This window comes from Arthrobacter sp. MAHUQ-56, assembly GCF_019710585.1.
Lineage (GTDB): Bacteria > Actinomycetota > Actinomycetes > Actinomycetales > Micrococcaceae > Arthrobacter.
In genome coordinates, this window is the sequence record NZ_JAIFZQ010000016.1 from 444,159 (window position 1) to 467,349 (window position 23,191).

Annotated in this window: 19 protein-coding genes and 2 tRNA genes; 11 read left to right on the top strand and 10 right to left on the bottom strand. The window is 67.3% G+C overall.

Annotation, left to right across the window (positions count from 1 at the left end; genetic code table 11):
• Nucleotides 1-143: 143 nt before the first annotated feature.
• Nucleotides 144-1,976 carry a phosphoenolpyruvate carboxykinase (GTP) gene (locus K4G53_RS10040; RefSeq protein ID WP_221385543.1) on the top strand — a complete coding sequence of 611 codons (1,833 nt, stop codon included), beginning with the start codon at nucleotides 144-146 and terminating at the stop codon, nucleotides 1,974-1,976.
• Nucleotides 1,977-2,062: 86 nt separating this feature from the next.
• On the opposite strand, the gene K4G53_RS10045 is transcribed toward K4G53_RS10040, so the two are convergent.
• The 4 genes from K4G53_RS10045 to K4G53_RS10060 form a co-directional block, all read right to left on the bottom strand.
• Nucleotides 2,063-3,223: a globin domain-containing protein gene (locus K4G53_RS10045; RefSeq protein WP_221385544.1), complete on the bottom strand. Its 1,161-nt coding sequence runs from the start codon at nucleotides 3,221-3,223 to the stop codon at nucleotides 2,063-2,065.
• Nucleotides 3,224-3,363: 140 nt separating this feature from the next.
• Entirely contained in the window at nucleotides 3,364-3,813 is a 450-nt protein-coding gene (locus K4G53_RS10050; RefSeq protein ID WP_221385545.1) for an Rrf2 family transcriptional regulator, read from the bottom strand.
• A 12-nt stretch (nucleotides 3,814-3,825) separates the two neighbouring features.
• The gene (locus K4G53_RS10055) at nucleotides 3,826-4,320 is read right to left on the bottom strand and encodes a hypothetical protein (RefSeq protein ID WP_221385546.1); all 495 of its coding nucleotides are present in this window, start codon (nucleotides 4,318-4,320) and stop codon (nucleotides 3,826-3,828) included.
• Between the two features lie 6 nt (nucleotides 4,321-4,326).
• On the bottom strand, nucleotides 4,327-5,745 hold the full coding sequence (locus K4G53_RS10060) for a phosphomannomutase/phosphoglucomutase (protein ID WP_221385547.1): 1,419 nt from the start codon (nucleotides 5,743-5,745) through the stop codon (nucleotides 4,327-4,329).
• 164 nt (nucleotides 5,746-5,909) lie between these two features.
• On the opposite strand from K4G53_RS10060, the gene K4G53_RS10065 reads away from it, so the two are divergent.
• Nucleotides 5,910-8,114 (top strand): ATP-dependent DNA helicase RecQ, encoded by a 2,205-nt coding sequence (locus K4G53_RS10065; RefSeq protein ID WP_221385548.1) that lies wholly within the window; start codon nucleotides 5,910-5,912, stop codon nucleotides 8,112-8,114.
• Here K4G53_RS10065 and K4G53_RS10070 read toward each other — a convergent pair.
• The 4 genes from K4G53_RS10070 to K4G53_RS10085 all read right to left on the bottom strand — a co-directional run bounded on the left by K4G53_RS10070 (nucleotide 8,038) and on the right by K4G53_RS10085 (nucleotide 12,993).
• Nucleotides 8,038-9,681, bottom strand: a complete 1,644-nt coding sequence (locus K4G53_RS10070; RefSeq protein WP_260323461.1) for an MFS transporter — start codon at nucleotides 9,679-9,681, stop codon at nucleotides 8,038-8,040. The genes K4G53_RS10065 and K4G53_RS10070 overlap by 77 nt on opposite strands.
• Nucleotides 9,682-9,994: 313 nt before the next feature.
• Nucleotides 9,995-10,083 (bottom strand) — tRNA-Ser (locus K4G53_RS10075).
• Nucleotides 10,084-10,183: 100 nt separating this feature from the next.
• Nucleotides 10,184-10,741, bottom strand: a complete 558-nt coding sequence (locus K4G53_RS10080) for a GNAT family N-acetyltransferase (RefSeq protein WP_308287860.1) — start codon at nucleotides 10,739-10,741, stop codon at nucleotides 10,184-10,186.
• On the bottom strand, nucleotides 10,720-12,993 hold the full coding sequence (locus tag K4G53_RS10085; protein ID WP_221385549.1) for a prolyl oligopeptidase family protein: 2,274 nt from the start codon (nucleotides 12,991-12,993) through the stop codon (nucleotides 10,720-10,722). Before K4G53_RS10085 ends, K4G53_RS10080 begins: the two co-directional genes overlap by 22 nt.
• Nucleotides 12,994-13,077: 84 nt before the next feature.
• On the opposite strand from K4G53_RS10085, the gene K4G53_RS10090 reads away from it, so the two are divergent.
• Nucleotides 13,078-15,018, top strand: coding sequence for an FAD/NAD(P)-binding domain-containing protein (locus K4G53_RS10090; RefSeq protein WP_221385550.1), 1,941 nt, complete (start codon nucleotides 13,078-13,080; stop codon nucleotides 15,016-15,018).
• 75 nt (nucleotides 15,019-15,093) lie between these two features.
• Here K4G53_RS10090 and K4G53_RS10095 read toward each other — a convergent pair whose 3' ends face one another.
• A complete protein-coding gene (locus K4G53_RS10095) occupies nucleotides 15,094-15,882 on the bottom strand; it encodes a VOC family protein (protein WP_221385551.1) in 789 nt (262 codons plus the stop codon).
• A gap of 145 nt (nucleotides 15,883-16,027) precedes the next feature.
• A tRNA-Ser gene (locus K4G53_RS10100) sits at nucleotides 16,028-16,115 on the bottom strand.
• 111 nt (nucleotides 16,116-16,226) lie between these two features.
• Between K4G53_RS10100 and K4G53_RS10105 the strand changes: the two genes are divergently transcribed.
• From K4G53_RS10105 to K4G53_RS10140, 8 genes are all read left to right on the top strand, one after another.
• Nucleotides 16,227-17,210 carry an NAD(P)H-quinone oxidoreductase gene (locus K4G53_RS10105; RefSeq protein ID WP_221385552.1) on the top strand — a complete coding sequence of 328 codons (984 nt, stop codon included), beginning with the start codon at nucleotides 16,227-16,229 and terminating at the stop codon, nucleotides 17,208-17,210.
• Nucleotides 17,211-17,327: 117 nt separating this feature from the next.
• On the top strand, nucleotides 17,328-17,861 hold the full coding sequence (locus K4G53_RS10110; protein ID WP_221385553.1) for a PadR family transcriptional regulator: 534 nt from the start codon (nucleotides 17,328-17,330) through the stop codon (nucleotides 17,859-17,861).
• A 99-nt stretch (nucleotides 17,862-17,960) separates the two neighbouring features.
• On the top strand, nucleotides 17,961-18,245 hold the full coding sequence (locus K4G53_RS10115) for a DUF1540 domain-containing protein (RefSeq protein ID WP_221385554.1): 285 nt from the start codon (nucleotides 17,961-17,963) through the stop codon (nucleotides 18,243-18,245).
• Between the two features lie 232 nt (nucleotides 18,246-18,477).
• Nucleotides 18,478-20,775, top strand: coding sequence for a carbon starvation CstA family protein (locus K4G53_RS10120; RefSeq protein WP_221385555.1), 2,298 nt, complete (start codon nucleotides 18,478-18,480; stop codon nucleotides 20,773-20,775).
• Nucleotides 20,775-20,978, top strand: coding sequence for a YbdD/YjiX family protein (locus K4G53_RS10125; protein WP_221385556.1), 204 nt, complete (start codon nucleotides 20,775-20,777; stop codon nucleotides 20,976-20,978). The genes K4G53_RS10120 and K4G53_RS10125 overlap by 1 nt, the downstream gene beginning before the upstream one ends.
• A gap of 77 nt (nucleotides 20,979-21,055) precedes the next feature.
• On the top strand, nucleotides 21,056-21,682 hold the full coding sequence (locus K4G53_RS10130; RefSeq protein WP_221385557.1) for a bacterial proteasome activator family protein: 627 nt from the start codon (nucleotides 21,056-21,058) through the stop codon (nucleotides 21,680-21,682).
• 7 nt (nucleotides 21,683-21,689) lie between these two features.
• Nucleotides 21,690-22,130: a hypothetical protein gene (locus tag K4G53_RS10135; RefSeq protein WP_221385558.1), complete on the top strand. Its 441-nt coding sequence runs from the start codon at nucleotides 21,690-21,692 to the stop codon at nucleotides 22,128-22,130.
• Nucleotides 22,131-22,250: 120 nt separating this feature from the next.
• Complete coding sequence (locus K4G53_RS10140) at nucleotides 22,251-23,096, top strand: aldo/keto reductase (protein WP_221385559.1); 846 nt, start codon at nucleotides 22,251-22,253, stop codon at nucleotides 23,094-23,096.
• Nucleotides 23,097-23,191 lie beyond the last annotated feature (95 nt).

Genomic DNA, 23,191 nt, shown 5'->3' on the forward strand with positions numbered 1-23,191 from the left:
GGCCGTTTTCGGGCGACAGTTCCCTGATTTTCCGCGGAATTCACTTTCGGTGGCCGGATTTGTCAGTCAAGCTCCCCGAAAAGTCCAGTGGTCCGGACCATAGCATTTAGGACACACCGATGAACCCGAGGAAGGGAACTGCAATGGGCGATCTGGCGCAGAAGCCGCTGCTTGAGAAAGCACCCACCACACATGCCGGCCTGCTGGCATGGGTCGAAGAGGTTGCTGAGCTTACGCAGCCGGACCGCATCTACTGGGTTGACGGGTCCGAAGAGGAAAACACCCGTCTCACCGACGAACTGGTCGCTGCCGGAACCCTGACGCGGCTGAACCCGGACCTGTTCCCGAATTCCTTCGCCGCGTTCTCGGACCCTGCCGACGTGGCCCGTGTCGAGGAGCAGACCTTCATCTGCTCCGAGAACAAGCGCGATGCGGGCTTCACCAATAACTGGATGGACCCGCGCGAGATGAAGGACAAGCTGCGCGGCCTCTTCGCCGGTTCCATGCGCGGCCGCACCATGTACGTCATTCCGTTCGTGATGGGCCACCTCGACGCCGAGGACCCCAAATTCGGCGTGGAGATCACTGACAGTGCCTACGTCGTTGCCTCCATGCGGATCATGGCCAACATCGGCACGGCCGTGCTGGACAAGATCACCCGCACCAACGCGTTCTTCGTGCCGGCCCTGCATTCCCTGGGTGCTCCGCTGGAACCGGGCCAGGATGACGTTGCCTGGCCGTGCAACCCGGACAAGTGGATTGTCCACTTCCCCGAAGAGCGCTCCATCTGGTCCTTCGGCTCGGGCTACGGCGGCAACGCGCTGCTGGGCAAGAAGTGCTACGCCCTGCGCATCGCCTCCGTGATGGCGCGGGATGAGGGCTGGCTGGCCGAGCACATGCTCATCCTCAAGCTGACTTCCCCCGAGAAGAAGAACTACTACGTCTCCGCGGCCTTCCCGTCGGCGTGCGGAAAGACCAACCTCGCGCTGCTGGACCCCACCATCGAAGGCTGGGAAGTTGAGACCCTGGGTGACGACATCACCTGGATGCGGATCGGCAAGGAAGGCGAACTCCGCGCCACCAACCCGGAAGCCGGCCTCTTTGGCGTAGCCCCCGGCACCGGCTGGGGCACCAACCCCAACGCCATGCGCGCCATCGCCAAGGGCCACAGCATCTTCACCAACGTTGCCCTCACCGACGACGGCGGTGTGTGGTGGGAGGGCATGACGGACGAGGTTCCGGCGCACCTTACCGACTGGCAGGGCAACTCCTGGACTCCCGACTCGGGCAGGCCCGCCGCGCACCCGAACTCCCGTTTCTGCACGCCGATTGCCCAGATCGACATGCTCGCAGAGGAGTACTACAGCCCTGAGGGCGTGGAGCTCTCCGCCATCCTCTTCGGCGGACGACGCAAGACCACCGTTCCCCTGGTGACCCAGGCCCGCAGCTGGACCAACGGCATCTTCATGGGGTCCACGCTGTCCTCGGAGACCACGGCCGCGGCTGCCGGCCAGGTCGGCGTGCTCCGCCGCGACCCCATGGCCATGCTGCCGTTCATCGGCTACGACGCCGGCGACTACCTGAAGCACTGGATCAGCGTTTCGGGCAAGGCCAACGCGGAACGGCTGCCGCACATCTTCCTGGTGAACTGGTTCCGCCGCACCGCCGACGGCGGCTTTGCGTGGCCCGGATTCGGCGACAACGCCCGCGTCCTCAAGTGGGCCATCGAGCGCATTGAGGGCAAGGCCGATGCCGTCGAGACCCCCATCGGATACGTTCCTGCCGGCCACTCCCTGGACCTTACCGGGCTGGACATGACCCACGCCCACGTTGAGGACGCCGTCCGCGTCGACCGCGAGGAGTGGGACGCGGAGCTCGCCTCCATCGAGGAGTGGTACGCGAAGTTCGGCGACTCGCTGCCGGACGCCCTGCGCGCAGAACTGGATTCCCTGAAGGAACGGATGGCCGCGCACTAGCCGGCAAACGTTCCACCGACGACGGCCCCGCACCTTTTCGAAAAAAGGTGCGGGGCCGTCGTCGTATTGCAGGGGAGGCGGTGGGATCAGCTGGCCAGCCAGATGTCCGGGCCGAAGACCTCGTAGTGGATCCGGGTGGCCGGGATGCCGGCATTGATGGCTTCGTTCCGGATGTTCTTCATGAACGGCAGCGGGCCGCACAGGTAGAGGGAGGCGTCCGCGGGCAGGTCCACTTCACGCAGGGACATGAACCCCTCCTTGGCCCCGTCCACCGGCTTCTCCAGCCAAAGCTGCAGTTCGGCACCGTCCAGGCGTTCGACGTCGTCAGTCATCTGGCTGCGCAGCGCCCAGCTGTCCAGGGTGCTTTCGGCATGCAGCACCAGCACCTGGCGGTCGGAGCCGCTGTCCGCGAGTGAGCGCAGGATGGAGGCTGTGGGGGTGCAGCCGATGCCGGCGGAGGCCAGGACCACGGGGCCCTCGCCGTCCTTGAGGGTGATTTCGCCATAGGGGTTGGAGATGTCCAGGACGTCGCCCACCTGGACGGTGTTGTGCAGGACGGGGGAGACCTCGCCGCCGTCGTCCAGCTTGGTGGTGAAGCTGCGGCTCGTGCCCGCGTCGCCGGAGAGGGAGTACTGCCGCACCTGCCGCAGCCCGTCCGGCAGGGCCACCTTGACGCTGATGTACTGGCCGGGAAGGGCGGGGGTCACGGGGGTGTCGTCGGCGGGCTCGAGGGTGAAGGTCATGGATCCGGTTCCCGCCGGGGTCTTGGCCACTACGCGCCATGGCATCCACATCTTGCCATTCGCCTGCGCTGCGTACAGGCCCTTTTCGAGCTTGATCAGGGCGTCCGCCATCAGCCAGTACACCTCGGTCCAGGCCTCGGCGATTTCCGGTGTGATGACTTCGGCAAGGTCCTCGGCGATGGCAGCGAACAGGTGCTCGTAGACCACCTTGTACTGGGGCTCGGTGATGCCCAGGGAAGCGTGCCGGTGGGCGATGCGTGAGAGGACGGTCTCGGGCAAGGTGCCGGGGTTGTTCACCAGGTGGGTGGCGAATGCGGCGATGCTCCCGGCGAGGGCCTGCTGCTGGTCGCCGGAGCGCTGGTTGGAGCGGCTGAACAGGCCATCCATCAGTTCGGGATGCGCGGCGAAGAGGCGGGCGTAGAACTTGGGGGTGATGGATCCGATCCGGGAACCGACCAGCGGAAGGGTGGCCTCAATGACGGGGCGGGACTTGTCCGAGAGCATCTGTACTCCTGAGGTTATGGCCGGGGCCTTCGTCCGGCCGGAGGAAAACTCATATTTCAAATACGAGTATTTCTGCCTCAGTTCTACACCTTGTAGAAGTTGGAAATCAAACCGGGAGTAAGCCCCCGGATGGCGGCTGTCTACAGCCCGGGGCGAAGGCCGATCATCTGGAAGACCGGTGCCATCTGGCGCGTTCCCGGCAGGTCCGCGATCACCACGGAATCGAGTTCGGCGTAGAACGCCTCGCGCGCCCGGGCCAGGGCGCCGCGAAGCTTGCACTCGTTGATCAGCGGGCAGTTGCCGGCCGGAGCCACGCAGTCGGCGGGGTCGGAACGCGTATCGAGCTCCCGCAGGATCTGGCCCACTGTGGCTTTGCGCCCGGCGGGGCTGAGCCGCGACCCGCCCGAGCGGCCGCGGACCACCTCGATCAGTCCCATGCTCCGCAGGCGCGCCATGGCCTTGCTGACATGGTTGTAGGGAGTTCCCACCGAGTCGGCGATGCTCTGCGTGGTGAGCAGCGTGCCCCCCGGAACTGCCGCGAGGACCATGAGCGCACGCAGGCTGACATCGGCGAAGGCGTTGATTTTCATCGGGCTACCGGTCTAGTCCACCCAGATGGCGGGCTCGCTGGCGTCGGCACCCAGCTCGCCGAACTCCCAGGTCTGGGTGGTGGCGTTGGCCGCATACGGCAGGACTGCCGCGAACAGGGACCCGTCGCGGTGCTCGGCCGCCACGTGGATGGCGTCCGAGTCTTCCTCAACCAGCAGGATGTCGCAGACCACTGCCGCTGCGCGGAAATCGTCCCGGTTCTGCCGCAGGAGGGCATGCAGGTCCCTGATCATGGCGTCGGCATCAAAGTCGCCGTCGGTGCCCTCTGCGGCTTCCGCGGGAGAGACGGCAACCAGCCGCACCTCGCCGTCGTTCTGCACGGTCAGCGCAAAGGGCAGGAAGCCGCCGTTGCGCTGGAGCTGCTCCTGGGCGGCGCTGACGCCGGTGCCCAGGAGGTTCTCCAGGTCCGTTGCCGTGCCTTCCGCCACGGAGTCGCGCCAGCCCTCCTGCCCGCCGTTTCCGTCCGGGGTCCGTGCCTCACCAGCCATCCGGTGCTAGGCCCGCACGAGTTCGAGGACGCGGTCGCGGATGCGCTCCATGGTGGCGCGGTCCGTGGCCTCCGCGTTGAGCCGCAGGAACGGCTCGGTGTTGGAAGGGCGCAGGTTGAACCAGTAGCTGCCGTCGTTGGCCGTGAACGTGCTGCCGTCCAGGGTGTCGATGGCGAGGTCCTCATCCGAGAAGGCCTGGCGCACGCGCTCCACCGCCGCCGGCTTGTCCTCCACCTCGGAGTTGATTTCACCGGAGCTGACGTAGGGCTCGTATTCGCGGGCCAGCTCGGACAGCGGGGCGGCCTGTTCGCCGAGCGCTGCCAGGACGTGCATGGCCGCCAGCATGCCGGTGTCAGCGTTCCAGAAGTCGCGGAAGTAGAAGTGGGCGGAGTGCTCGCCGCCGAACACGGCACCTTCCTCAGCCATGACTGCCTTGATGAAGGAGTGGCCTACGCGCGTGCGCACGGCGCGTCCGCCGTCGTGCTCCACCAGTTCGGCGACGGCGCGCGAGGTGAGCAGGTTGTGGATGATGGTCGGCTTTTCCTCGCCCTGGGCCTTGGCGCGGGCAATTTCGCGGCGGGCCACCATGCCGGTGATGGCCGACGGCGACACGGGCTCGCCCTTTTCATCGATGACGAAGCAGCGGTCGGCGTCGCCGTCGAAGGCCAGGCCGATGTCGGCACCGTGTTCGATGACTGCGGCCTGCAGGTCGCGAAGGTTTTCCGGCTCCAGCGGGTTGGCGGGGTGGTTGGGGAAGGAGCCGTCCAGTTCGAAGTACAGCGGAACGATGTCGAAGGGCAGCTTGGGCAGCAGGGTGTCGCCCAGGACAGCGGGGGTGGTCAGGCCGGCCATGCCGTTGCCTGCGTCCACTACCACCTTCAGCGGGCGTGACGCGGAAAGGTCAACCAGCTTGCGGAGGTACTCCGAGTAGTCCTTGAGCACGTCCCGGACACTGATGGCCCCCCGGGTTGCGGCGGCGGGGATGGAGCCTTCGTTGAGGTACTGCTCCGCGCGCGCCTGGATGTCCTTGAGGCCTGTTTCGGAGGAGATGGGGACGGCGCCGGCCTTGGCCATCTTGATCCCGTTGTAGGCGGCAGGGTTGTGACTGGCGGTGAACGTGGCGCCCGCGCGGTTGAGGAAACCGCAGGCGAAATACAGTTCATCGGTGGAGATCAGGTCCAGCAGTTCCACGTTGGCGCCGCGGGCTGCAGCACCGTTCGCGAAGGCCTTGGTGAACTCCGGCGAGGAGGGGCGCATGTCCCCGCCCACCACGATGGTCTGGCCTTCGAGCTGAAGGACATCCGCGAACGCTGCCCCCACTGCTTCGACGATTTCGGCGGTGATGGACTCGCCCACAATCCCACGGACGTCGTAGGCCTTGAAGGATGCCGAGAGATCAAATGTCGTTGTCTGTTCGCTAGTCACGGGCTTTATCTTACGTGGGCGGCGGCAGGGGCCAGGGAGTTTTGGCGCCGCTTTGGTAACAGCTGCGGCATTGCGGCGCACTTTGCGCCTTTCCACATGCAGCCCTATCCACATACCAACACCGCGCTGCGCAGCCTGTCGGAGGGTGCTGGGATACTGAATCAATGGCCGATAACCAGTACGCTTCCACGATTACCGCTACAGCAGCCGCAGCCCCGGGACGCCCGGAGGGGGCGGGGACGGGCACGCATGCCGAAGCCCTTGAGGTCCTGCGCGGGCTGGTTGGGCACCCGGAGGCGGTCTTTCATGACGGGCAGTTTGAGGCCATTGAGGCGCTGGTCGACGACGCGCGGCGGGCCTTGGTGGTCCAGCGCACCGGCTGGGGAAAGTCAGCCGTGTACTTCGTGGCATCCCTCCTTTTGCGGCGCCGCGGCCATGGTCCCACGCTGATTGTCTCGCCGCTGCTTGCCCTGATGCGGGACCAGGTGGCTGCCGCCGCCCGGGCCGGGGTTCGCGCCGTCGCCATCAACTCCGCCAACCAGTTGGAGTGGGATACGGTCCGGGAACAGCTGGCCGCCGATGAAGTCGACGTACTGCTGGTCTCCCCGGAACGGCTCACCAATCCTGCATTCCGGGAGAACCAGCTGCCCGAACTGCTCAGGCGCACCGGCCTGCTGGTCATCGATGAAGCCCACTGCATCTCCGACTGGGGCCACGACTTCCGCCCCGATTACCGGAGGATCGCGGACCTCATCTCCCGCCTGCCGGAGTCCATCCCGGTGCTGGCCACCACCGCCACAGCCAATTCCCGGGTGGTGCACGACATCGAAGAGCAGCTCGGCGCCGGCGTCCTGACCATCCGGGGCTCACTGGGCCGCGACTCGCTCAGGCTGGGCGTGCTGTCCCTGCCCGATTCCAAACAGCGCCTGGGCTGGCTGCTGACGCACCTGTCCGACCTTCCAGGCAGCGGGATCATCTACACGCTGACGGTTTCGGCTGCAGAGGACACTGCCCGGCTCCTGGCCGAGGCAGGACATGGCGTCCTCGCTTACACCGGCCGGACGGACCCGGCCGACCGGGAACGCGCCGAGCAATTGCTGAAGGACAACCAGGTCAAGGCGCTGGTGGCCACCTCCGCGCTGGGAATGGGCTTCGACAAGCCGGACCTTGGCTTCGTGGTCCACCTCGGCGCACCATCGTCGCCCGTGGCGTACTACCAGCAGGTGGGACGTGCCGGCCGTGGTGCGGCAAACGCCGATGTCCTGCTGCTGCCCGGATCCGAGGACCGTGAAATCTGGCAGTACTTCGCCACCGCGTCGATGCCCTCGGAAGAGAAGGCCGCGGCTGTGCTCACCGCCCTGGCCGAGGCCGGGAGCGCGCTGTCAACGGTGGCGCTGGAAGCGAGGGTGGACTTGCGCCGCACCCCGCTCGAACTGCTGCTGAAGGTCCTGTCCGTGGACGGGGCGGTGGAGCGGGTCGGCGGTGGCTGGCGGTCGACGGGCCAGCCCTGGGTGTATGACGCGGAGCGCTACCGGCGAATCGCCGAGGCCCGCGTGGATGAGCAGGACTCCATGGTGATCTACCAGGACACGGCGGGCTGCCGAATGGAGTACATCACGTCAGTCCTTGATGACGAGACGGCCAGTCCCTGCGGACGGTGTGACAACTGCGCCGGCCGCTGGTTCCCCGCCGACGTGGCTGCAGACGCTACCGCTGCGGCCAGCCAGACCCTCAGCAGGGCTGGCGGCGTCCTGGAGCCGCGCCTGCAATGGCCCAGCGGCATGGATCGGCTGGGGGTACCGGTGAAGGGGAAACTCAAGCCGGGCGAGGGCGTTGCGGAAGGACGCGTCCTGGCGCGCTTGACGGACCTGGGGTGGGGCGGGGCGTTACGGGAGTTGTTTGCCGCCGGGGCGGAGGACCGGCCCGTGGACCCTGCGATGCTGCAGGCCTGCGTTCAGGTCCTGCGGGAGTGGGGGACTGGCGACGGCCGCAACCCGGGGTGGAGCGGCGCGGGCAGGCCGGCCGCCATTGTGGGCGTTCCGTCCCGGAACAAGCCCCAACTGGTGGACTCCCTTGCGCAGGGCATCTCCGGGATCGGGCGCATCCCTTACCTGGGCCAGCTCCAGCTGGCCCATGGCGGGCCCACGGGCGGCCGCGGCGGCAACAGTGCCTACCGGCTGGCCGGGGTGTGGGACAGGCTGGTGGTGGGCCCCGAGCTTGAAGCCGCGCTGCAGTCGGTCCCGGGCCAGACAGTGATGCTGATCGACGATCTGGCCGACAGCCGGTGGACGCTCACCGTTGCGGGGCGCGCCCTCCGCCAGGCCGGCGCGGGAGCGGTACTTCCCTTGGTCCTGGCACAGGCCGGGTAACCCCTGGCTCGCTGCGCACACGATCAGGACTCCCATCCAGGCCGGCCGCACCCCCGGAGCCCCCGGAGCCGCCGGAGCCGCCAGGCTCAAGATCCGCGCTTGCCGGTGCGGGCTGGCCGGGGGCGGCTGCTTTCGGCTGCTTTCGGCTGCCTTGGGCGACTGCTGCACCCGCGTGCCGTGGCAGCAGGATGCTGTCCGCAGTGCTGGCCAGCATCAGGATTGCCATGGCCATGAACGCGCCGCGGAAGGGCCCGGCAGGATCCTGGGACAGGGGCGCCACCGTCTCGAAGCTCCGGATCAGCAGGGCCGCCACGGCGATTCCCGAACCCGTTCCCAGCTGCACCAGTGTGGCGGAGACCGTGTTGGCAGAGGTCAGTTGCGCGGGCGGAATGTCCGCGTACTGGACTGACGCGTAGGCCGAAAAACCTATGGAGCGGAAGGCCCCGCTGCAGACCAGCAGGACGAACATCAGCGCCTCGGGGGTCTCAGGTGTCAGGAAGGCGCACAGGGCGAAAGTTGCCGCCGATGCAAGCGAAGCGAACACCAGCACCGCCTTGAAGCCGAACCGCCGGATCAGCGGGGTGGTGGCCGGCTTGATGCCGATGTTTCCGACGAACACCGCCGCCACCAGGACCCCGGCATACAGCGGGGACCAGCCGAACCCGGCCTGGAGCATCAGGGGCAGCAGGAACGGGACGGAACTGATGGTTACCCGGTAAACGAACCCGCCGGTGGCCATGGCGCGGAACGTGCGGGTGCGGAAGACCTGGAGGTTGAACAATGGATGCGGGGTGCGGCGCATCCAGAGCACAGCAGCGGCCAGCGCGGCCACGCCTGCCGCTGCGCTGAGGGCTGGCCAGTGGCCGTCGGGGTGGCTGCTGGCAAGCTCGAGGCCGACCACCAGGGCCCCCACGCCCAGGGTGGTCAGCACCATGCCGGGCCAGTCCAGCCGCCGCCCGGGATCTCCGGGCGCCACCGGGACCAGCCGCAGTGCGGCGAAAAAGGCCGCGGCACCCAGTGGGATGTTGACCAGGAAAATCCAATGCCAGGACATGTACGTAGTGAGTGCGCCGCCCACCAGGGGCGCGAGGACAGGTGCCAGGAGCCCGGGCCACACCAGGAAGGCGGTGGCACGCAGCAGATCGGATTTTGGCGTTCCGCGCAGGACCACCAGCGTTCCCACGGGAACCATCATCGCGCCGCCCGCTCCCTGGGCGATGCGGCTGAGGGTCAAAGTGGCCAGGTCTTGGCTGGCGGCGCAGGCCAGGGAGGCGAGGGTGAATATAGCGATGGCCAGGCAAAAGACCCGGCGTGCTCCAAACCGCTCTGCCAGCCAGCCGCTGATGGGAATGCCGACCGCCACGGTGAGCAGGTACGCCGTCATGGTCACGTTCACGTCGGCGGCGGGGACGGCGAAGTCAGTGGAAATGCTGGGGATGGCGGTGGTGAGGACCGTTCCGTCCAGGAATTCCATGAAGAACGTTGCCGCTACCAGGAGTGCGAGGCGCGGGTTCCATGGCGCCAGGGTGCCGCCGCCCTGTTGGTCCAAACCGCTGCTTGCCGCCATTCGTTAATCCTGCCACCGCAGCAAGGACTGCCGCCCTCCCTGTCCGGTTGTTGGACAGCGCATTCCAAGTCCGGACCCGCCGGGCCCTGCCCAGCGGGCCTCAACGCCGTCCGCCGGCCTCAGCCTTTCCTGCCTTATCAGAGGCATGTTCGCCCATCCGGATCTTCAACGTTCCGACAGGCGAACGAGCTCCGGAGGAACGGACTCCTAGCCCCGTGGCCCCGGGAACACAAAGGCCCGCGAACACAAGGACCCTGGAACTCAAAGACCCGGGGAAACGCAAAAGGCCCCGGTCAAGGACCGGGGCCAAACGCGGAGACGGGGGGATTTGAACCCCCGGTCGAGTTTAACCCCGACCCTTCATTAGCAGTGAAGTCCATTCGGCCGCTCTGGCACGTCTCCAATTGCTATTCCTAGCCCACCAAGGATACGCAGATCCGGCCATGCAGTGCAAAACGGTTCCCCGGAAGTCCGCGGCCTGGCTGCCGGCGGCCCGCTCGGCCTAGGGGAGATGCTGTTCCGCGCGGACCATGCGGATCACCGGCAGGCCCTCCCAGTCCGCCAGGGTGTCCTCGGCGCCATCAGCAACAAAACCAAAGTGGCGGTAGAAATCGATGGCCTTGCCGTTGCCGGCGGCCACCCAAAGACTGGCAGGATTGTTGCCCAGCGCGGCGGCGAGCAGCCGGCGCCCCAGGCCGAGGCCCTGGTGCGATGCGAGCAAATACAGCCCCCAAAGCTCCACATTTCCTGAGGACGGCGGTGGGTGCCCCTCCGGCGACCCAGGCCCGGGCAGCAGCCGCACGCCGGCAAACCCCACTGGGCTGCCGTCGTCGCACGCCACCCACGCCTCGGCCGGTTGCGGGCGGTCCAGCAGCTGGCGCCAAAGCGCCAGCCGACCCGCTGGTTCCACGGCCGCGAGGAAGCCATCCGACAGCATCCCCCGGTACGTCTCCTGCCAGCACTGGTAATGCACCCGGGCCACTGCCTCTATGTCAGCCGGCCGCGCACGCCGGATTTCCAGCCGGGAACCCACGGCCGTCAGCCCGCCAGGGCCTTCCACAGGAAGTGCTGGCTGCGGGCATGCAGCGCCGCCGCCTGCCGGTTGTCCGATGCCCCCGCGTGGCCCCCTTCGAGGGCTTCATGGAACCAGACGTTGGGGATGCCCATGGCCAGCATCCGGGCTGCCATTTTCCGCGCCTGGACCGGACCTACCCTGTCGTCGGAGGTCGCCGTCCAAATGAATGTTTCCGGATACTCGACCGCGTCCTTCAGCATGTGGTAAGGCGAGAACGTCCTGATGTACTCCCACTCCCCGGGAACGTCGGGGTCGCCGTACTCGGCGATCCACGAGTGCCCTGCGGAGAGCCGGGTGTAGCGGCGCATGTCCAGCAGCGGCACCCCGCAGGAGACCGCCCTGAACAGTTCCGGATACCGGGTGAGCATGTTCCCTACCAGGAGCCCTCCGTTGGATCCGCCCACGCAGCCAAGCCGCCGAGGCGAGGTGACGCCGCGCGAGATCAGGTCCCGGGCCACAGCCGCGAAGTCCTCGTACGCCTTGTGCCGGTTCTCCTTCAGCGCGGCACGATGCCAGGCGGGCCCGTATTCACCGCCGCCGCGGATGTTCGCTACCACGTACACCCCGCCGCGCGAGTGCGGAGCTTTTCCGTCGCTGCCATCGGACAAGGTGGTTCGCCGCTCCAGCCACGCCCTGCCAACGGTGCCGCTGTAGGCCGGGGTCCGGGAGACTTCGAACCCGCCGTAGCCGGACAGCTGGGTGGGGTTCTGCCCGTCCAAGGCCAGGTTTCGCGGGGCGATCTGGAAGTACGGGACCCGGGTCCCGTCGTCGGAAACAGCGAAGTGCTGCTCCACGCCATAGTCGCTGTCGGCGAAGAACGACGGCGACGTCTTCACCACGGCGTGCCGGCTCACCACGCCGGACGTCCCCGCGTCGTCCTGCCCGGCGTCGTCCTGCTGCAGGCGGTCCCGCTCGAGGGTTCCCCGCATCAGCGTCGTGGGGGTGGTGAAACCGGTGGCGACCAGCCAGAAATCGTCACCGGCGCCCCCGTTTGCGGGTGCCTCGTCCTCGTCGTCCACGGCGTAGGCGTTGACGTCGTGCAGCGGCGGGCACGCGTCCAGGACAGTGGAACCCCAGGCGCTGCCCGGGCTGCTGGAGGGGGTGGCCGGATCCAGGACGCGGATCTCGGAGGAGACGTCCTTGAGCAGGTTCAGCAGCAGGAAGTTCCGGGTCCAGCTCCAGGACTGCAGGGAGGTGGCGGTGTCCGGGGTGAAGAGCACCGTGATGGCCCGGTTGCCGGCAAGGTAGTCCTCGAAGTCCGCGGCGAGCAGCGAACCTGCGGGGTAGGTGGTGCCGTCCAGCGCCCAGTCCTGCTGCGGCCGGAACAGCAGCCAGTCCCGGTGCGCGCTGACGTTCACGTCCGTGGGGACATCGATGGCCACCCAGGAACCGTCCCGGAGCACGAAGTTGGTGCGGTTGAAGAAGTCGATGTAGTCCACGGCGAAGGTGCGCTCGAAGCCGGGCGTGGAGTCGTGTGCCACCGCGGCCATCATGTGGTTTTCGGGGACTTCGAAGACCAGGGGCGCCCCGGAGAGCGCTTCGCCGCGCTTCAGGGTAACCGCGGTGCGGGCGTAGGAGGACGCCGTTTTGGGCAGCCCGTCGGCGGTGGAGGCGACCAGCAGCGTGTCCGCATCCAGCCACGACACGTTGCCCTTCGCCGTCGGCAGGTCGAAGCCGCCCTGCGCCGGACCAACAAAGCCGCGCGCCTCGACGTCGAACTCCCGGTATCGGTTTGCGTCGCCACCGTCGGGGGAGAGGGCAAGCAGCGCCAGGCGGTAGGGTTCGCCGGCTACGGGCCGCAGGAAGGTGGCCCCGTGGAAGACCCACTCCTGGCCTTCCTCAGCGGACAGCGCGTCGACGTCCAGCAGGACATCCCACTCCGGGGAGTCTGTGCAGTAACTTTCCCATGTGGTCCGGCGCCACAGCCCTTTGGGGTTCTGCCGGTCCTTCCAGAAGTTGTAGTACCAGTCGCCGCGCTTGCCCACCATGGCGATCCGGTCGGTGGAGTCCATCACCTCAAGGATGCCGGCTTCCAGGCCCGCGTACTCGGCGTCCACGAGCAGGTCCTCGGTGCGGGAGTTTTGTTCCTTGACCCAGGCGAGCTGCGCTTCGCCGTAGATGTCCTCCAGCCAGACGTTCTCGTCCACCGGTTCCGGAGCCGTCCCGGTGGAAGCGGTGCCGGACGTGCCCTGGCCGGAACCGGGAATGGACGCTGAATCAGCTGCAGTGGTGGTCATGCGCCCCATCCAAACAACTCCACCTGGAGCTGGCAAGTCAAGCCCCGGGCGCATCCGCCGCTCCCAGCCCGTACGCTGGATGCCGTGGAATTAACGCAGAGCATCCGGGCCGTCATCATCGGCGCCGGCCCCCGCGGCACCAGCGTGCTGGAGCGGTTGCTCGCCCACATGGCTGCTGCCAACGCATCCGGCGACCGGCAGGCCGCGCTCCATGTCGACGTCGTGGACCCCTACCCGGCAGGCCCCGGGCATGTCTGGCAGCCCGGGCAATCCAGGCTGTTCCTGATGAACACCCAGTCCTTCTACCCCACGCTGGTTCCGCAGGACCCCGCGCTGCCCGCACCGGTTGCCGGCACTACGTTCGACCAGTGGCGGGAACGCCAGCAGCGCACGCCCTTGCCGTCCCTCACCACGGATGAGCTGGCCGAGCTGGCCGTGCTGCAGTCCAACGATTTCCCCAGCCGCGCGCTGTACGGCCGCTACCTCCAGTCCACACTGGCGGACCTGCTCGACAAGGCGCCCGACGGCGTCACCATCGACTTCCACGAAACGACCGCTGAGTCGGTGCGCCGCCTCCCGGACGGAACGTTCGACGTCGGCCTGGCCACCGGGGCTACGATCCGCGCCGGTTCCGTGGTGCTCGCCCTGGGCCACATCCCGTCCCGGCTGAACCCCGAACAGCGGGAGCTGCAGGCCGCCGGCGGCCAGCTGGGCCTGCAGTACTTTCCCCCTGCAGTCCCCGCGGACGTGGACTGGACCCGGATCCCTGGGGGTGAACCGGTCCTGGTCAGGGGCATGGGGCTGAATTTCTTCGACACGATGGGGCAGCTGACGGAGGGCCGCGGGGGAAAGTTCGTCGCCAGGGGCAACCGGCTCGAGTACGAACCGTCCGGGCAGGAGCCCCGCATCATCGCCGCGTCCCGGCGGGGAACACCGTACCGGGCCAAGGCGGAACAGGCCGGTTATTATGCCTCATCGCTCACGCTGCGCTATCTCACCGAGGCGGCCCTGGAACGGCTGGCCACCGCCGGAATACGGCCCTCGTTCGACCACGACCTGTGGCCGCTGCTGCACCGCGACGCGCTCTGGGCCTACTACTCCACGCTGGTGCGCTCGCAGCCTGGAGCGGTGCCGGACGCGCCTGCGTTCCTGGCCGCGCTGGAAGAAGCGCTGCGCCCGCATGCGCACAGCGCCGCCAACTGGGAGGACGGCGTCGAAAGCGTCCTGGCCGTCCACGTCGGCCCCCGGCACCGCCTGGACCTGCCGGGCCTGGCGGCCCCGCTTGCCGGCCGCACCTTCGCCTCGCGCGCCGAGCACGACGCCGCTGTGGTCGAGTTCCTGCTCGACGACGCCCGGCGTTCGGCACTCGGCGAGGATGATCCGGTCAAGATGGCCATCGGCGCCCTGCACCACGGACGTGCCGTCCTCAAGACGGCAGTGGCCGACGGCGGCATCACCGACGAATCATGGGTCGCCGGCCTGCGTGGCTGGTTCGAGTCCTTCGTTGAGGGCCTGGCCAGCGGGCCTCCGGCGCTGCGCTCCGAACAGCTCGCCGCGCTGGCACGGGCTGGCGTGGTCAGCTTTGTGGGGCCCGATCCAAAGTTCGCCGTGGACCGGAAGGCAAGGATGTTTACAGCGTCCTCGCCCTGGGTTGCCGGCTCGCCGGTGACCGCCCGGACCATGGTGGAGGCCCTCGCGCCGGGCAACCGGGTCGCGGCCAACGATTCCCCCGTGCTGGAACAGTTGCTCGCCGACGGGCTGGTGCGGCCGCGGCTGATGATGACGGCGGAAGGCGCCCCCGTGCAGTCCACGGGCCTGGACGTGCTGCCTCACCCCTACCGCCCGGTAGGGGCCAATGGGTCCGTCACGGAAAACCTGTACGTGCTGGGACTGCAGCTGTCGTCCTCCCAGTGGGGGACGGCGATCGCCGCTGAGGCCATCCAGCCGGGCGGCCCCGTGTACCGCAGCGGCCAGCGGACCCTCCGGGACGCCGACGAGATCGCCGCCGCCATCCTCGCCCCGTGAGTGTCGGCCGCTTCCAGCACGCAATCCCGTCCCCGGTCCGTGCGCCTGACGCCGCTGCCGAGGTTGCCGCAGGCCCTACCTGCCCTGTTCCGGCACAGGCTGGATGATCCTGAAGACGGCGCCGGTGGGGTCGGCGAGCTGGGCAACGCGGCCGAAGTCCGAGTCCGAGGGGCCATCCTGCAGCACAGCGCCCATGGCCGTGGCCCTTTTGACGGTGGCATCCGTGTCCTCCACCGCAAAGTAGACCAGCCAGTGCGAGGGGATGTTTTCCGGCAGGTACCCTGAGGCGTCCATGATGCCGGCCTGGGCCGTCATGCCCGAGCCCATGGTGGTATAGCGGAATTCGGGGGTGTCGCTCAGTACCTCGGTTTCCCAGCCGAACACGTCTTTGTAGAACCGGACAGCGGCGTCGTAGTCCTTGGCATGGAGTTCGTGCCAGGCGGCGGCTCCCGGCTCGGCCACGAGCTCGTAGCCCAGCATCTCGCGCGGCTGCCAGACACCTACGGCGGCGCCGGTGGCATCGCCGAAGATGGCCATGTGGCCCTGCCCTGGGACATCCATCGGCGGTACGTAGACCTGTCCGCCGCTGACCTCAACGGCTTTGGCGGTGGCCGCGGCGTCGTCCACCCGAAGATAGGTGGACCAGACGTCCGGCGTGCCGGCCGGGGAATCGTCCTTCTTCATCATCCCGGCAACAGGGCGCCCGTCTTTCGTGGCGGTGACGTAGCCACCGTACTTTTCGTCATCGCCGGTTTCGTACTCCCAGCCGAACAGGTCGGCGTAGAACCGCCGTGCCCCGGCGACGTCCGTCGTCATAAGGTCGATCCAGCAGGGTGCGCCGGGAGTGGGTACGGGGCTGGGCATGGAAGTCTCCTCGTGGTGTGCCGGCTGTCCGGTGGCCTTCGGGATGAAACACCCTGACCCTATTGACCGGGTCTGACACTTTCAAGGGGTGCGGGGAAAACAAAACCCCCGGCGGCCAAGGGCTGGCTGCCGGGGGTTTCCTGCGCGGAAGGTAAGAGATTCGAACTCTTGGTACGGGGTTACCGCACACTGGTTTTCAAGACCAGCTCCTTCGGCCGCTCGGACAACCTTCCTCAGCTAGTAGTGTTTCATAGGCACTTGCCTGCAACAAAACAGGCCCAAGGAAGGTGTCCGGTACAGGCTGGTTGCAGGCCGGCAGTTTGAGTCAGGAACGGGAGAGATCCATGAAAGCCGTCTACATAACAGAGCCGGGCGGCCCGGAGGTCCTGGAAGTCAGGGACGTTGACGCCCCGGTCCCCGGCCAGGGCGAAGTGCTGATTGATGTCGTGGCTGCAGGCCTGAACCGCGCCGACGTCCAGCAGCGCCGGGGTTTCTATCCGCCCCCGCCGGGTGCCTCCGAAATCCCAGGCCTCGAAGTATCAGGGCGGATCGCAGGTTTCGGGCCGGGCGTGAGCAAACCTTTCTCGATCGGGGACAAGGTTGTCGCACTGCTGGCGGGCGGCGGTTATGCCCAGCAGGTAGCGGTGCCTGCGGAGCAGGTGCTGCGGGTTCCTGACGGGGTTGACCTGGTGACGGCTGCATCGCTTCCCGAGGTGGCGGCAACCGTCTATTCCAACCTCGTGATGACTGCCCAGCTGCAGCCCGGCGAGACCGTGCTCATCCATGGGGCCACGGGCGGTATCGGCACGATGGCCATCCAGTTGGCCAAAGCGCTCGGTGCCAAGGTGGCCGCTACCGCCGGCTCCGACGAAAAGGTCAGCACAGCCAAGGCGTTCCTGGGGGCGGACATCGCCATCAACTACGCCGAGGAGAGCTTCCCCGAAAGCCTGCGCCGACAGAATGGCGGCAAGGGCGCGGACGTGATCCTGGACGTGGTGGGGGCCAAGTACCTGCCGCAGAACGTGGATGCTTTGGCCGAGTATGGCCGCCTGGTGGTGATTGGCCTGCAGGGAGGCACCAAGGGCGAGCTGGACCTGGGGCTGCTGCTGAAGAAGCGTGCTGCCGTAGTGGCCACGGCCCTCCGTCCCCGTCCGGTGGCGGAAAAGGGTGCGATCATGACTGCGGTGCGGGATGGCGTCTGGCCGTTGGTGGCCGACGGCACTATCCGTCCACTGGTGGCCAAGACTTTCCCGTTGGACCAGGTCCGTGCGGCGCACCGCTATTTCGACAGCGGCGACCACGTGGGCAAGATCCTGCTGGTCATGTAGCGGTAGATACTCAGTATTGGCGTCCTCCTGCCTCGCGGGCTAGGCTTATCCATACGCGGTATGCACAGGTCTTGGGGGCCTGTGCATGCCGGTAACGGCTAAGCCCGGGGGAGCACTATGTCGATTCGCCACAGCCTCCTCGCCCTGCTGCAGGACCAGCCGCGATACGGCTACCAGTTGCGGGTCGAGTTCGAGAACCGGACGGGGGCCACCTGGCCGCTGAACATTGGGCAGGTCTACACCACGCTGGACCGGCTGGAGCGGGACGGCCTTGTCGCAAAGAAGGGCGACGACGGCGAGGGGCACGTGGTCTACAGCATCACTGCCGCCGGGAAAGCGGAGGTGCAAACCTGGTTCGCCGCCCCCGTGGAGCGGAACAACCCGCCGCGCAACGAACTCGCCATCAAGCTCGCGCTCGCCGTCACGATCCCCGGAGCGGACGTCCAGGCCATCATCCAGGCGCAGCGTGTGGCATCCATCCGGGCGCTGCAGGATTACACCAAGGCCCGCAGGGACATCGCGGGCAACCAGCGGGCGGCCGATACCGCGTGGCTGCTGGTCCTGGATTCCCTGATCTTCCAGACCGAGGCGGAGGTCCGCTGGCTGGACCTGTGCGAGGCGCGGATGGTCCAGCAGGCGCAGTCCGGTTAGGCATTACGTCACAGAATTGGGTCTTTTTGATGGCCGGGATCAGGCCTACGGTGGGTGCAGAAGCCGCCCGCCGGGCGGCGGAACCTACGGAGGAGCTCCATGACAACCCACGTTGCCGACTGCAGTGTCACCCGTTGTTCGTTCAATGACCACGAAGGCTGCACGGCGCACGCCATCACCGTGGCGGGAACCCGGGACCACGCGTCCTGCGCCACCTTTATCGAAACCGGCATCCACGGCGGCCTGCCCAAGGTGCTGGCCGACGTCGGGGCCTGCCAGCGCGCCGAGTGCGTCCACAACGACCACCTGATGTGCAATGCGCCCGAGGTCCATGTTGGGCCGGGCGCCGACAACGCCGACTGCCTCACGTACGCCCACGCCTGACAGCGCCTTCGCTGCGGTGGATGCCAAGGCTCCCGTTCGGAACACCGGACGGGAGCCTCCGCCTGGCCGCCGCCCGCCGTCGTCCTCCACGTCTGTTCGCCGGCTCATTCGTCGACGCCTCGCCGCCGCTCGCCGCACGGCCCGGCGCCACGCCGCCCTCGCGCGTTCCCGCAAGGCTACCCGTTGGTAGGGTGCCGGATAGCAGAAGCGGGAAAACTCTCAAGGAGGAGACATGGCCGGAGTGCCTGACCAACGGAAGAACGGATCACGGGCGGAGGGCGGACTGGCCACAGACCCGAATCTTCCCCCGGCCGCCGTGGACGAAGCAAGGCTGGAAGCCGAAGAGCGGAAATGGACGCCCCGCAAGATCGCGCTGTGGGCCGCCATCGCCCTGCTGGGTGGCGTTGCCTGGTTCATGCTGGCGATCGTCCGCGGTGAAACAGTCAATGCCATCTGGTTCGTCTTCGCCTCGGTCTGCACCTACCTGATCGGCTACCGCTTCTACTCGAAGGTGATCGAACGGTACATCACCAAGCCTGACGACCGCCGGGCCACTCCCGCCGAGTACAAGGCGGATGGCAAGGATTACGTCCGCACTGACCGGAACGTCCTGTTCGGGCACCACTTCGCGGCCATCGCCGGCGCCGGCCCGCTGGTGGGCCCGGTCATCGCGGCGCAGATGGGCTACCTCCCCGGCACCATCTGGATCATCGTCGGCGTGGTTTTTGCCGGAGCGGTGCAGGACTACCTGGTGATGTTCTTCTCGATGCGCCGCGGGGGCCGGTCCCTGGGCCAGATGGCCCGCGAGGAGCTCGGCGTCATCGGCGGCACCGCAGCCCTGATCGCCACCCTGCTCATCATGGTGATCATTGTCGCCATCCTCGCGCTCGTCGTCGTCAACGCCCTCGGTGAAAGCCCGTGGGGCGTGTTCTCGGTGGGCATGACCATCCCCATCGCCCTGTTCATGGGCGTCTACCTGCGTTTCCTGCGGCCGGGCAAGGTCATGGAAGTTTCGATCATCGGCTTCGTCCTGCTGATGGCCGCCATCATCGGCGGCGGCCTGGTGGCCCAGACCGGGTGGGGCGCCGCCGTGTTCCATTTGGACAAGGTGACCATCGCGTGGGGCCTGATCATCTACGGCTTCATCGCCGCCATCCTGCCCGTCTGGCTGCTCCTGGCACCGCGTGACTACCTCTCCACCTTCATGAAGATCGGCGTGATCGTCATGCTCGCGCTGGCCATTGTCGTCGTCCGGCCCGAGGTCAACGTCCCGGCCTTCAGCGAATTTGCCAGCCGCGAGAACGGCCCGGTGTTCTCCGGAGCGCTGTTCCCGTTCCTCTTCGTCACCATCGCCTGCGGCGCCCTCTCCGGATTCCACGCCCTGATCTCCTCCGGCACCACCCCCAAGCTGGTGGAAAAGGAACGGCAGACCCGGTACATCGGCTACGGCGGCATGCTGATGGAATCCTTCGTGGCCATCATGGCCCTGGTCGCGGCCATCTCGATCGACCGCGGCCTCTACTTCGCCATGAACGCCCCCGCTGCCCTGACCGGCGGAACCGTCGAAACGGCAGCCACCTGGGTCAACAGCCTGGGCCTGAGCGGCGTCAACATCACGCCCGGCCTGCTCAGTGAAACCGCCGCCAACGTGGGCGAACAGAGCATCGTCTCCCGCACCGGTGGTGCCCCCACCCTGGCCGTGGGGCTGGCGCACATCATGCACCAGTTCATCGGCGGGACGGCCATGATGGGCTTCTGGTACCACTTCGCCATCATGTTCGAGGCGCTGTTCATCCTCACCGCAGTGGACGCCGGCACCCGCGTCGCCCGGTTCATGCTGCAGGACTCGATCGGCAACTTCGTCCCCAAGTTCAAGGAAGCCTCATGGCGGCCGGGTGCCTGGCTGTGCACCGCCGTCATGGTCGCTGCCTGGGGCGCCGTGCTGCTCATGGGCGTCACCGATCCGCTGGGCGGCATCAACACCCTGTTCCCGCTCTTCGGCATCGCCAACCAGCTGCTGGCGGCCATTGCCCTGGCCGTGTGCCTGGCCATCGTCGCCAAGCGCGGCACCTTCAAGTACCTCTGGATCGTGGCGCTGCCGCTGGCCTTCGCCGCGGTGGTCACCATCACGGCCAGCTACCAGAAGATCTTCTCGCCCGTCCCCGCCGTCGGATACTTCGCCAACAACGCAGCCTTCAGCAAGGCGCTGGCGGACGGCAAGAAGGAATTCGGCACCGCCAAGACGGTGGCGGCCATGGAAGCCGTGGTCCGCAACACCACCATCCAGGGCTGGCTGTCCGTGATCTTCGTGGTGCTCAGCATCATCGTTATTGCGACGGCGGTCCTCGCCACCGTTAGGGCGTTCCGTAACAGGGCGGCCGGGATCGCCAGGACGGACAACGAGGACCCGTTCGTTCCGTCGCGCGTCTTCGCGCCCGCAGGCCTGGTGCCAACCGCTGCCGAGCGCGAGCTTGCCGCCGAGTGGGACAAGCTGCCCGCCGACGCCCGGCTTGAGCGGACGGGGCACTGATGGGTTCCGGCCTCGCCGTGGTAGCGAACGGGTTCCGGGGGTTCGCCCGGTACCTCGGCGGCGTCATGGGCGCAGATGCCTACGCCAAGTACCTGGAGCACCACAAGGCGGCCGGGCACGCCGGGCCGCCGCTCGGCGAGCGGGAGTTCTGGCGGGACCGTACGGACCGGCAGGACAGCAATCCGCAAGGCAGGTGCTGCTGATTGAGCCTGCAGCGGACAAGCCCCCCGAGGAGCTTTTTCGGGGACTTCCGGCGGATTGCACATGAGAGTATGAACGCATGAGCGATCCCAAAGACACTCAGGAAGCTGAGGACCTCCCGGTAGAAGGCACCCCCGTCGACGACAGCCAGGAACCGATCCCCAGCCCGGCTACACCGGACGGCAAGCCCCGGGGCAGCAATCTGCAGGACCTCGTGGACGAGCCGGCCAAGGTGATGCGGATCGGCACCATGATCCGCCAGCTCCTCGAAGAGGTGAAGTCCGCGCCCCTGGACGACGCCGCCAGGGGCAGGCTCGCTGCCATCCACGAGCGGTCCATCAAGGAGCTCGAGGACGGGCTGGCGCCGGAGCTGGTGGAGGAACTGGACAGGATCAGCCTGCCTTTCTCCGACGACGCCACTCCGTCCGACGCTGAACTCCGCATCGCCCAGGCACAGTTGGTGGGCTGGCTGGAGGGTCTCTTCCATGGCATCCAGACCGCCATCGCGGCCCAAAACGCAGCCAGGGAACATGCCGTTGCCCAGCTGCAGCTGCGCCAACTGCCGCCGGGCACCATGATCGCGCCCGGCGTCGTCATCGGGGAAAACGGCGAGCCGCAGCGGGCCCCCGCCGGTGCCCGGCCCGGAGCCCCCGCAAAGTCCGGCCAGCGTGAAGACCCGGACCACGGTCCGGGCCAGTACCTGTAGGTTCCGCTTGGGCTTTTTCAGCGCCGCCAGGCAGGGGCGGAAGGATGACGCGGAACTTGGCCAAGGGTTGTGGCGCCGCGCGCACGACCGGTTCCACCGGGGACTGGACCGCTTCCACCAGGTGCTGGAAGGCGTGGAGGACGACCAGCTGTACGGCGAGCTGGTGGACATTGCCAATGACCTGGCCGCCCTCCTGCAACGGGTCAGGGCAGTGTGCGTGGAGGCGCAGCGGCGTGCGCCCAGCGAGGGGCTGGATATTCCCGCGGGCCTCTCGGACGTGCACCGGTCCCTGTCCAAAGCTGGAAATTCCCTCGCGACCACGGCGGAAGCGGCAGCCATGCTGCGGCTCGCCGTGGGGCCCGTGCCCGTGGGGGCGGCCTCCGTGCGGCGCCGGGCGGAGGCAGTGTTCCAGCAGGTGGCCGACGCCGAACGGCAGCTTCACGGGTAGCAGTTGCGTTCGCGGCAGGAAAATATTCCCGTTTCGGCGGGATAATCCTGCCGTTAAGCGTGTGGCTGACAGGACCGAAAACGGGGCCGTGCGCCAGCGGGTCTTTGGCAGGATGAATGCATGACTCTTTCACCTACCTTGACTTTCAACGACGGAAACACGATCCCCCAGCTTGGCTACGGTGTGTGGCAGGTAGAGGATGACGTGGCTGAAAAGGTCGTCCGCCAGGCGTTCGAGGCCGGCTTCCGCCACATCGACACCGCCAAGATCTACGGAAACGAGGCAGGCGTAGGCCGGGCCATTGCCAGCTCCGGGCTCTCCCCGGAACAGATCTTCATCACCACCAAGCTGTGGAACGCGGACCAGGGCTACGAGTCGACGCTTGCCGCCTTCGAGGAATCCATGGACCGCCTTGGCCTGGAAACCCTGGACCTTTACCTGATCCACTGGATGCAGCCCAAGCAGGACAAGTACGTTGACACCTGGAAGGCGCTGATCGAACTCCAGAAGCGCGGCCGGGTCAAGTCCATTGGTGTCTCCAACTTCACCATCGAGGGCCTGCAGCGCCTCATCGACGAGACCGGTGTGGTTCCGGCCATCCACCAGATCGAACTGCACCCGTACTTCAGCCAGCGTGAACTGCGCGGGTTCGGTGCCGCGAACGGCATCCTCACCCAGGCCTGGTCCCCGCTGGGACAGGGCGGCGAGCTCCTGCAGGATCCCGCGGTGGCGTCTATTGCCGCGAAGCACCAGGCAACCCCTGCCCAGGTGGTTATCGCCTGGCACCTGGCCATCGGCAACGTGGTAATCCCCAAGTCCGTGACCGAGTCCCGCATCAGGGAAAACTTCGCAGCCCTTGAGGTGGCCCTGGACGCGGAGGATGTTGAGGCGATCAACGCCCTGGACAAGACCGCCAGCGGCGAGGGCCGCATCGGGCCCGACCCCGCGGTTTCCGACTTCGCCTAAGAGGCAGACGGGGCAGACAGGCCCCTGGTCTGGGTTGCCCGCCTGAACCGGTCAACAGCCGAACCCGGTCAACAGCCGAACCCGGTCAACAGCCG

Bases quoted from the DNA above. Each gene is read 5' to 3' on its own strand.
- K4G53_RS10110 (WP_221385553.1), top strand. From the start codon at position 17,328: ATGTCGATTCGCCACAGCCTCCTCGCCCTGCTGCAGGACCAGCCGCGA.
- K4G53_RS10085 (WP_221385549.1), bottom strand. From the start codon at position 12,993: ATGACCACCACTGCAGCTGATTCAGCGTCCATTCCCGGTTCCGGCCAG.
- K4G53_RS10095 (WP_221385551.1), bottom strand. From the start codon at position 15,882: ATGCCCAGCCCCGTACCCACTCCCGGCGCACCCTGCTGGATCGACCTT.
- K4G53_RS10055 (WP_221385546.1), bottom strand. From the start codon at position 4,320: ATGGCTGGTGAGGCACGGACCCCGGACGGAAACGGCGGGCAGGAGGGC.
- K4G53_RS10130 (WP_221385557.1), top strand. From the start codon at position 21,056: ATGAGCGATCCCAAAGACACTCAGGAAGCTGAGGACCTCCCGGTAGAA.
- K4G53_RS10065 (WP_221385548.1), top strand. From the start codon at position 5,910: ATGGCCGATAACCAGTACGCTTCCACGATTACCGCTACAGCAGCCGCA.
- K4G53_RS10070 (WP_260323461.1), bottom strand. From the start codon at position 9,681: ATGGCGGCAAGCAGCGGTTTGGACCAACAGGGCGGCGGCACCCTGGCG.
- K4G53_RS10125 (WP_221385556.1), top strand. From the start codon at position 20,775: ATGGGTTCCGGCCTCGCCGTGGTAGCGAACGGGTTCCGGGGGTTCGCC.
- K4G53_RS10140 (WP_221385559.1), top strand. From the start codon at position 22,251: ATGACTCTTTCACCTACCTTGACTTTCAACGACGGAAACACGATCCCC.
- K4G53_RS10115 (WP_221385554.1), top strand. From the start codon at position 17,961: ATGACAACCCACGTTGCCGACTGCAGTGTCACCCGTTGTTCGTTCAAT.
- K4G53_RS10105 (WP_221385552.1), top strand. From the start codon at position 16,227: ATGAAAGCCGTCTACATAACAGAGCCGGGCGGCCCGGAGGTCCTGGAA.
- K4G53_RS10050 (WP_221385545.1), bottom strand. From the start codon at position 3,813: ATGAAAATCAACGCCTTCGCCGATGTCAGCCTGCGTGCGCTCATGGTC.
- K4G53_RS10045 (WP_221385544.1), bottom strand. From the start codon at position 3,223: ATGCTCTCGGACAAGTCCCGCCCCGTCATTGAGGCCACCCTTCCGCTG.
- K4G53_RS10040 (WP_221385543.1), top strand. From the start codon at position 144: ATGGGCGATCTGGCGCAGAAGCCGCTGCTTGAGAAAGCACCCACCACA.
- K4G53_RS10120 (WP_221385555.1), top strand. From the start codon at position 18,478: ATGGCCGGAGTGCCTGACCAACGGAAGAACGGATCACGGGCGGAGGGC.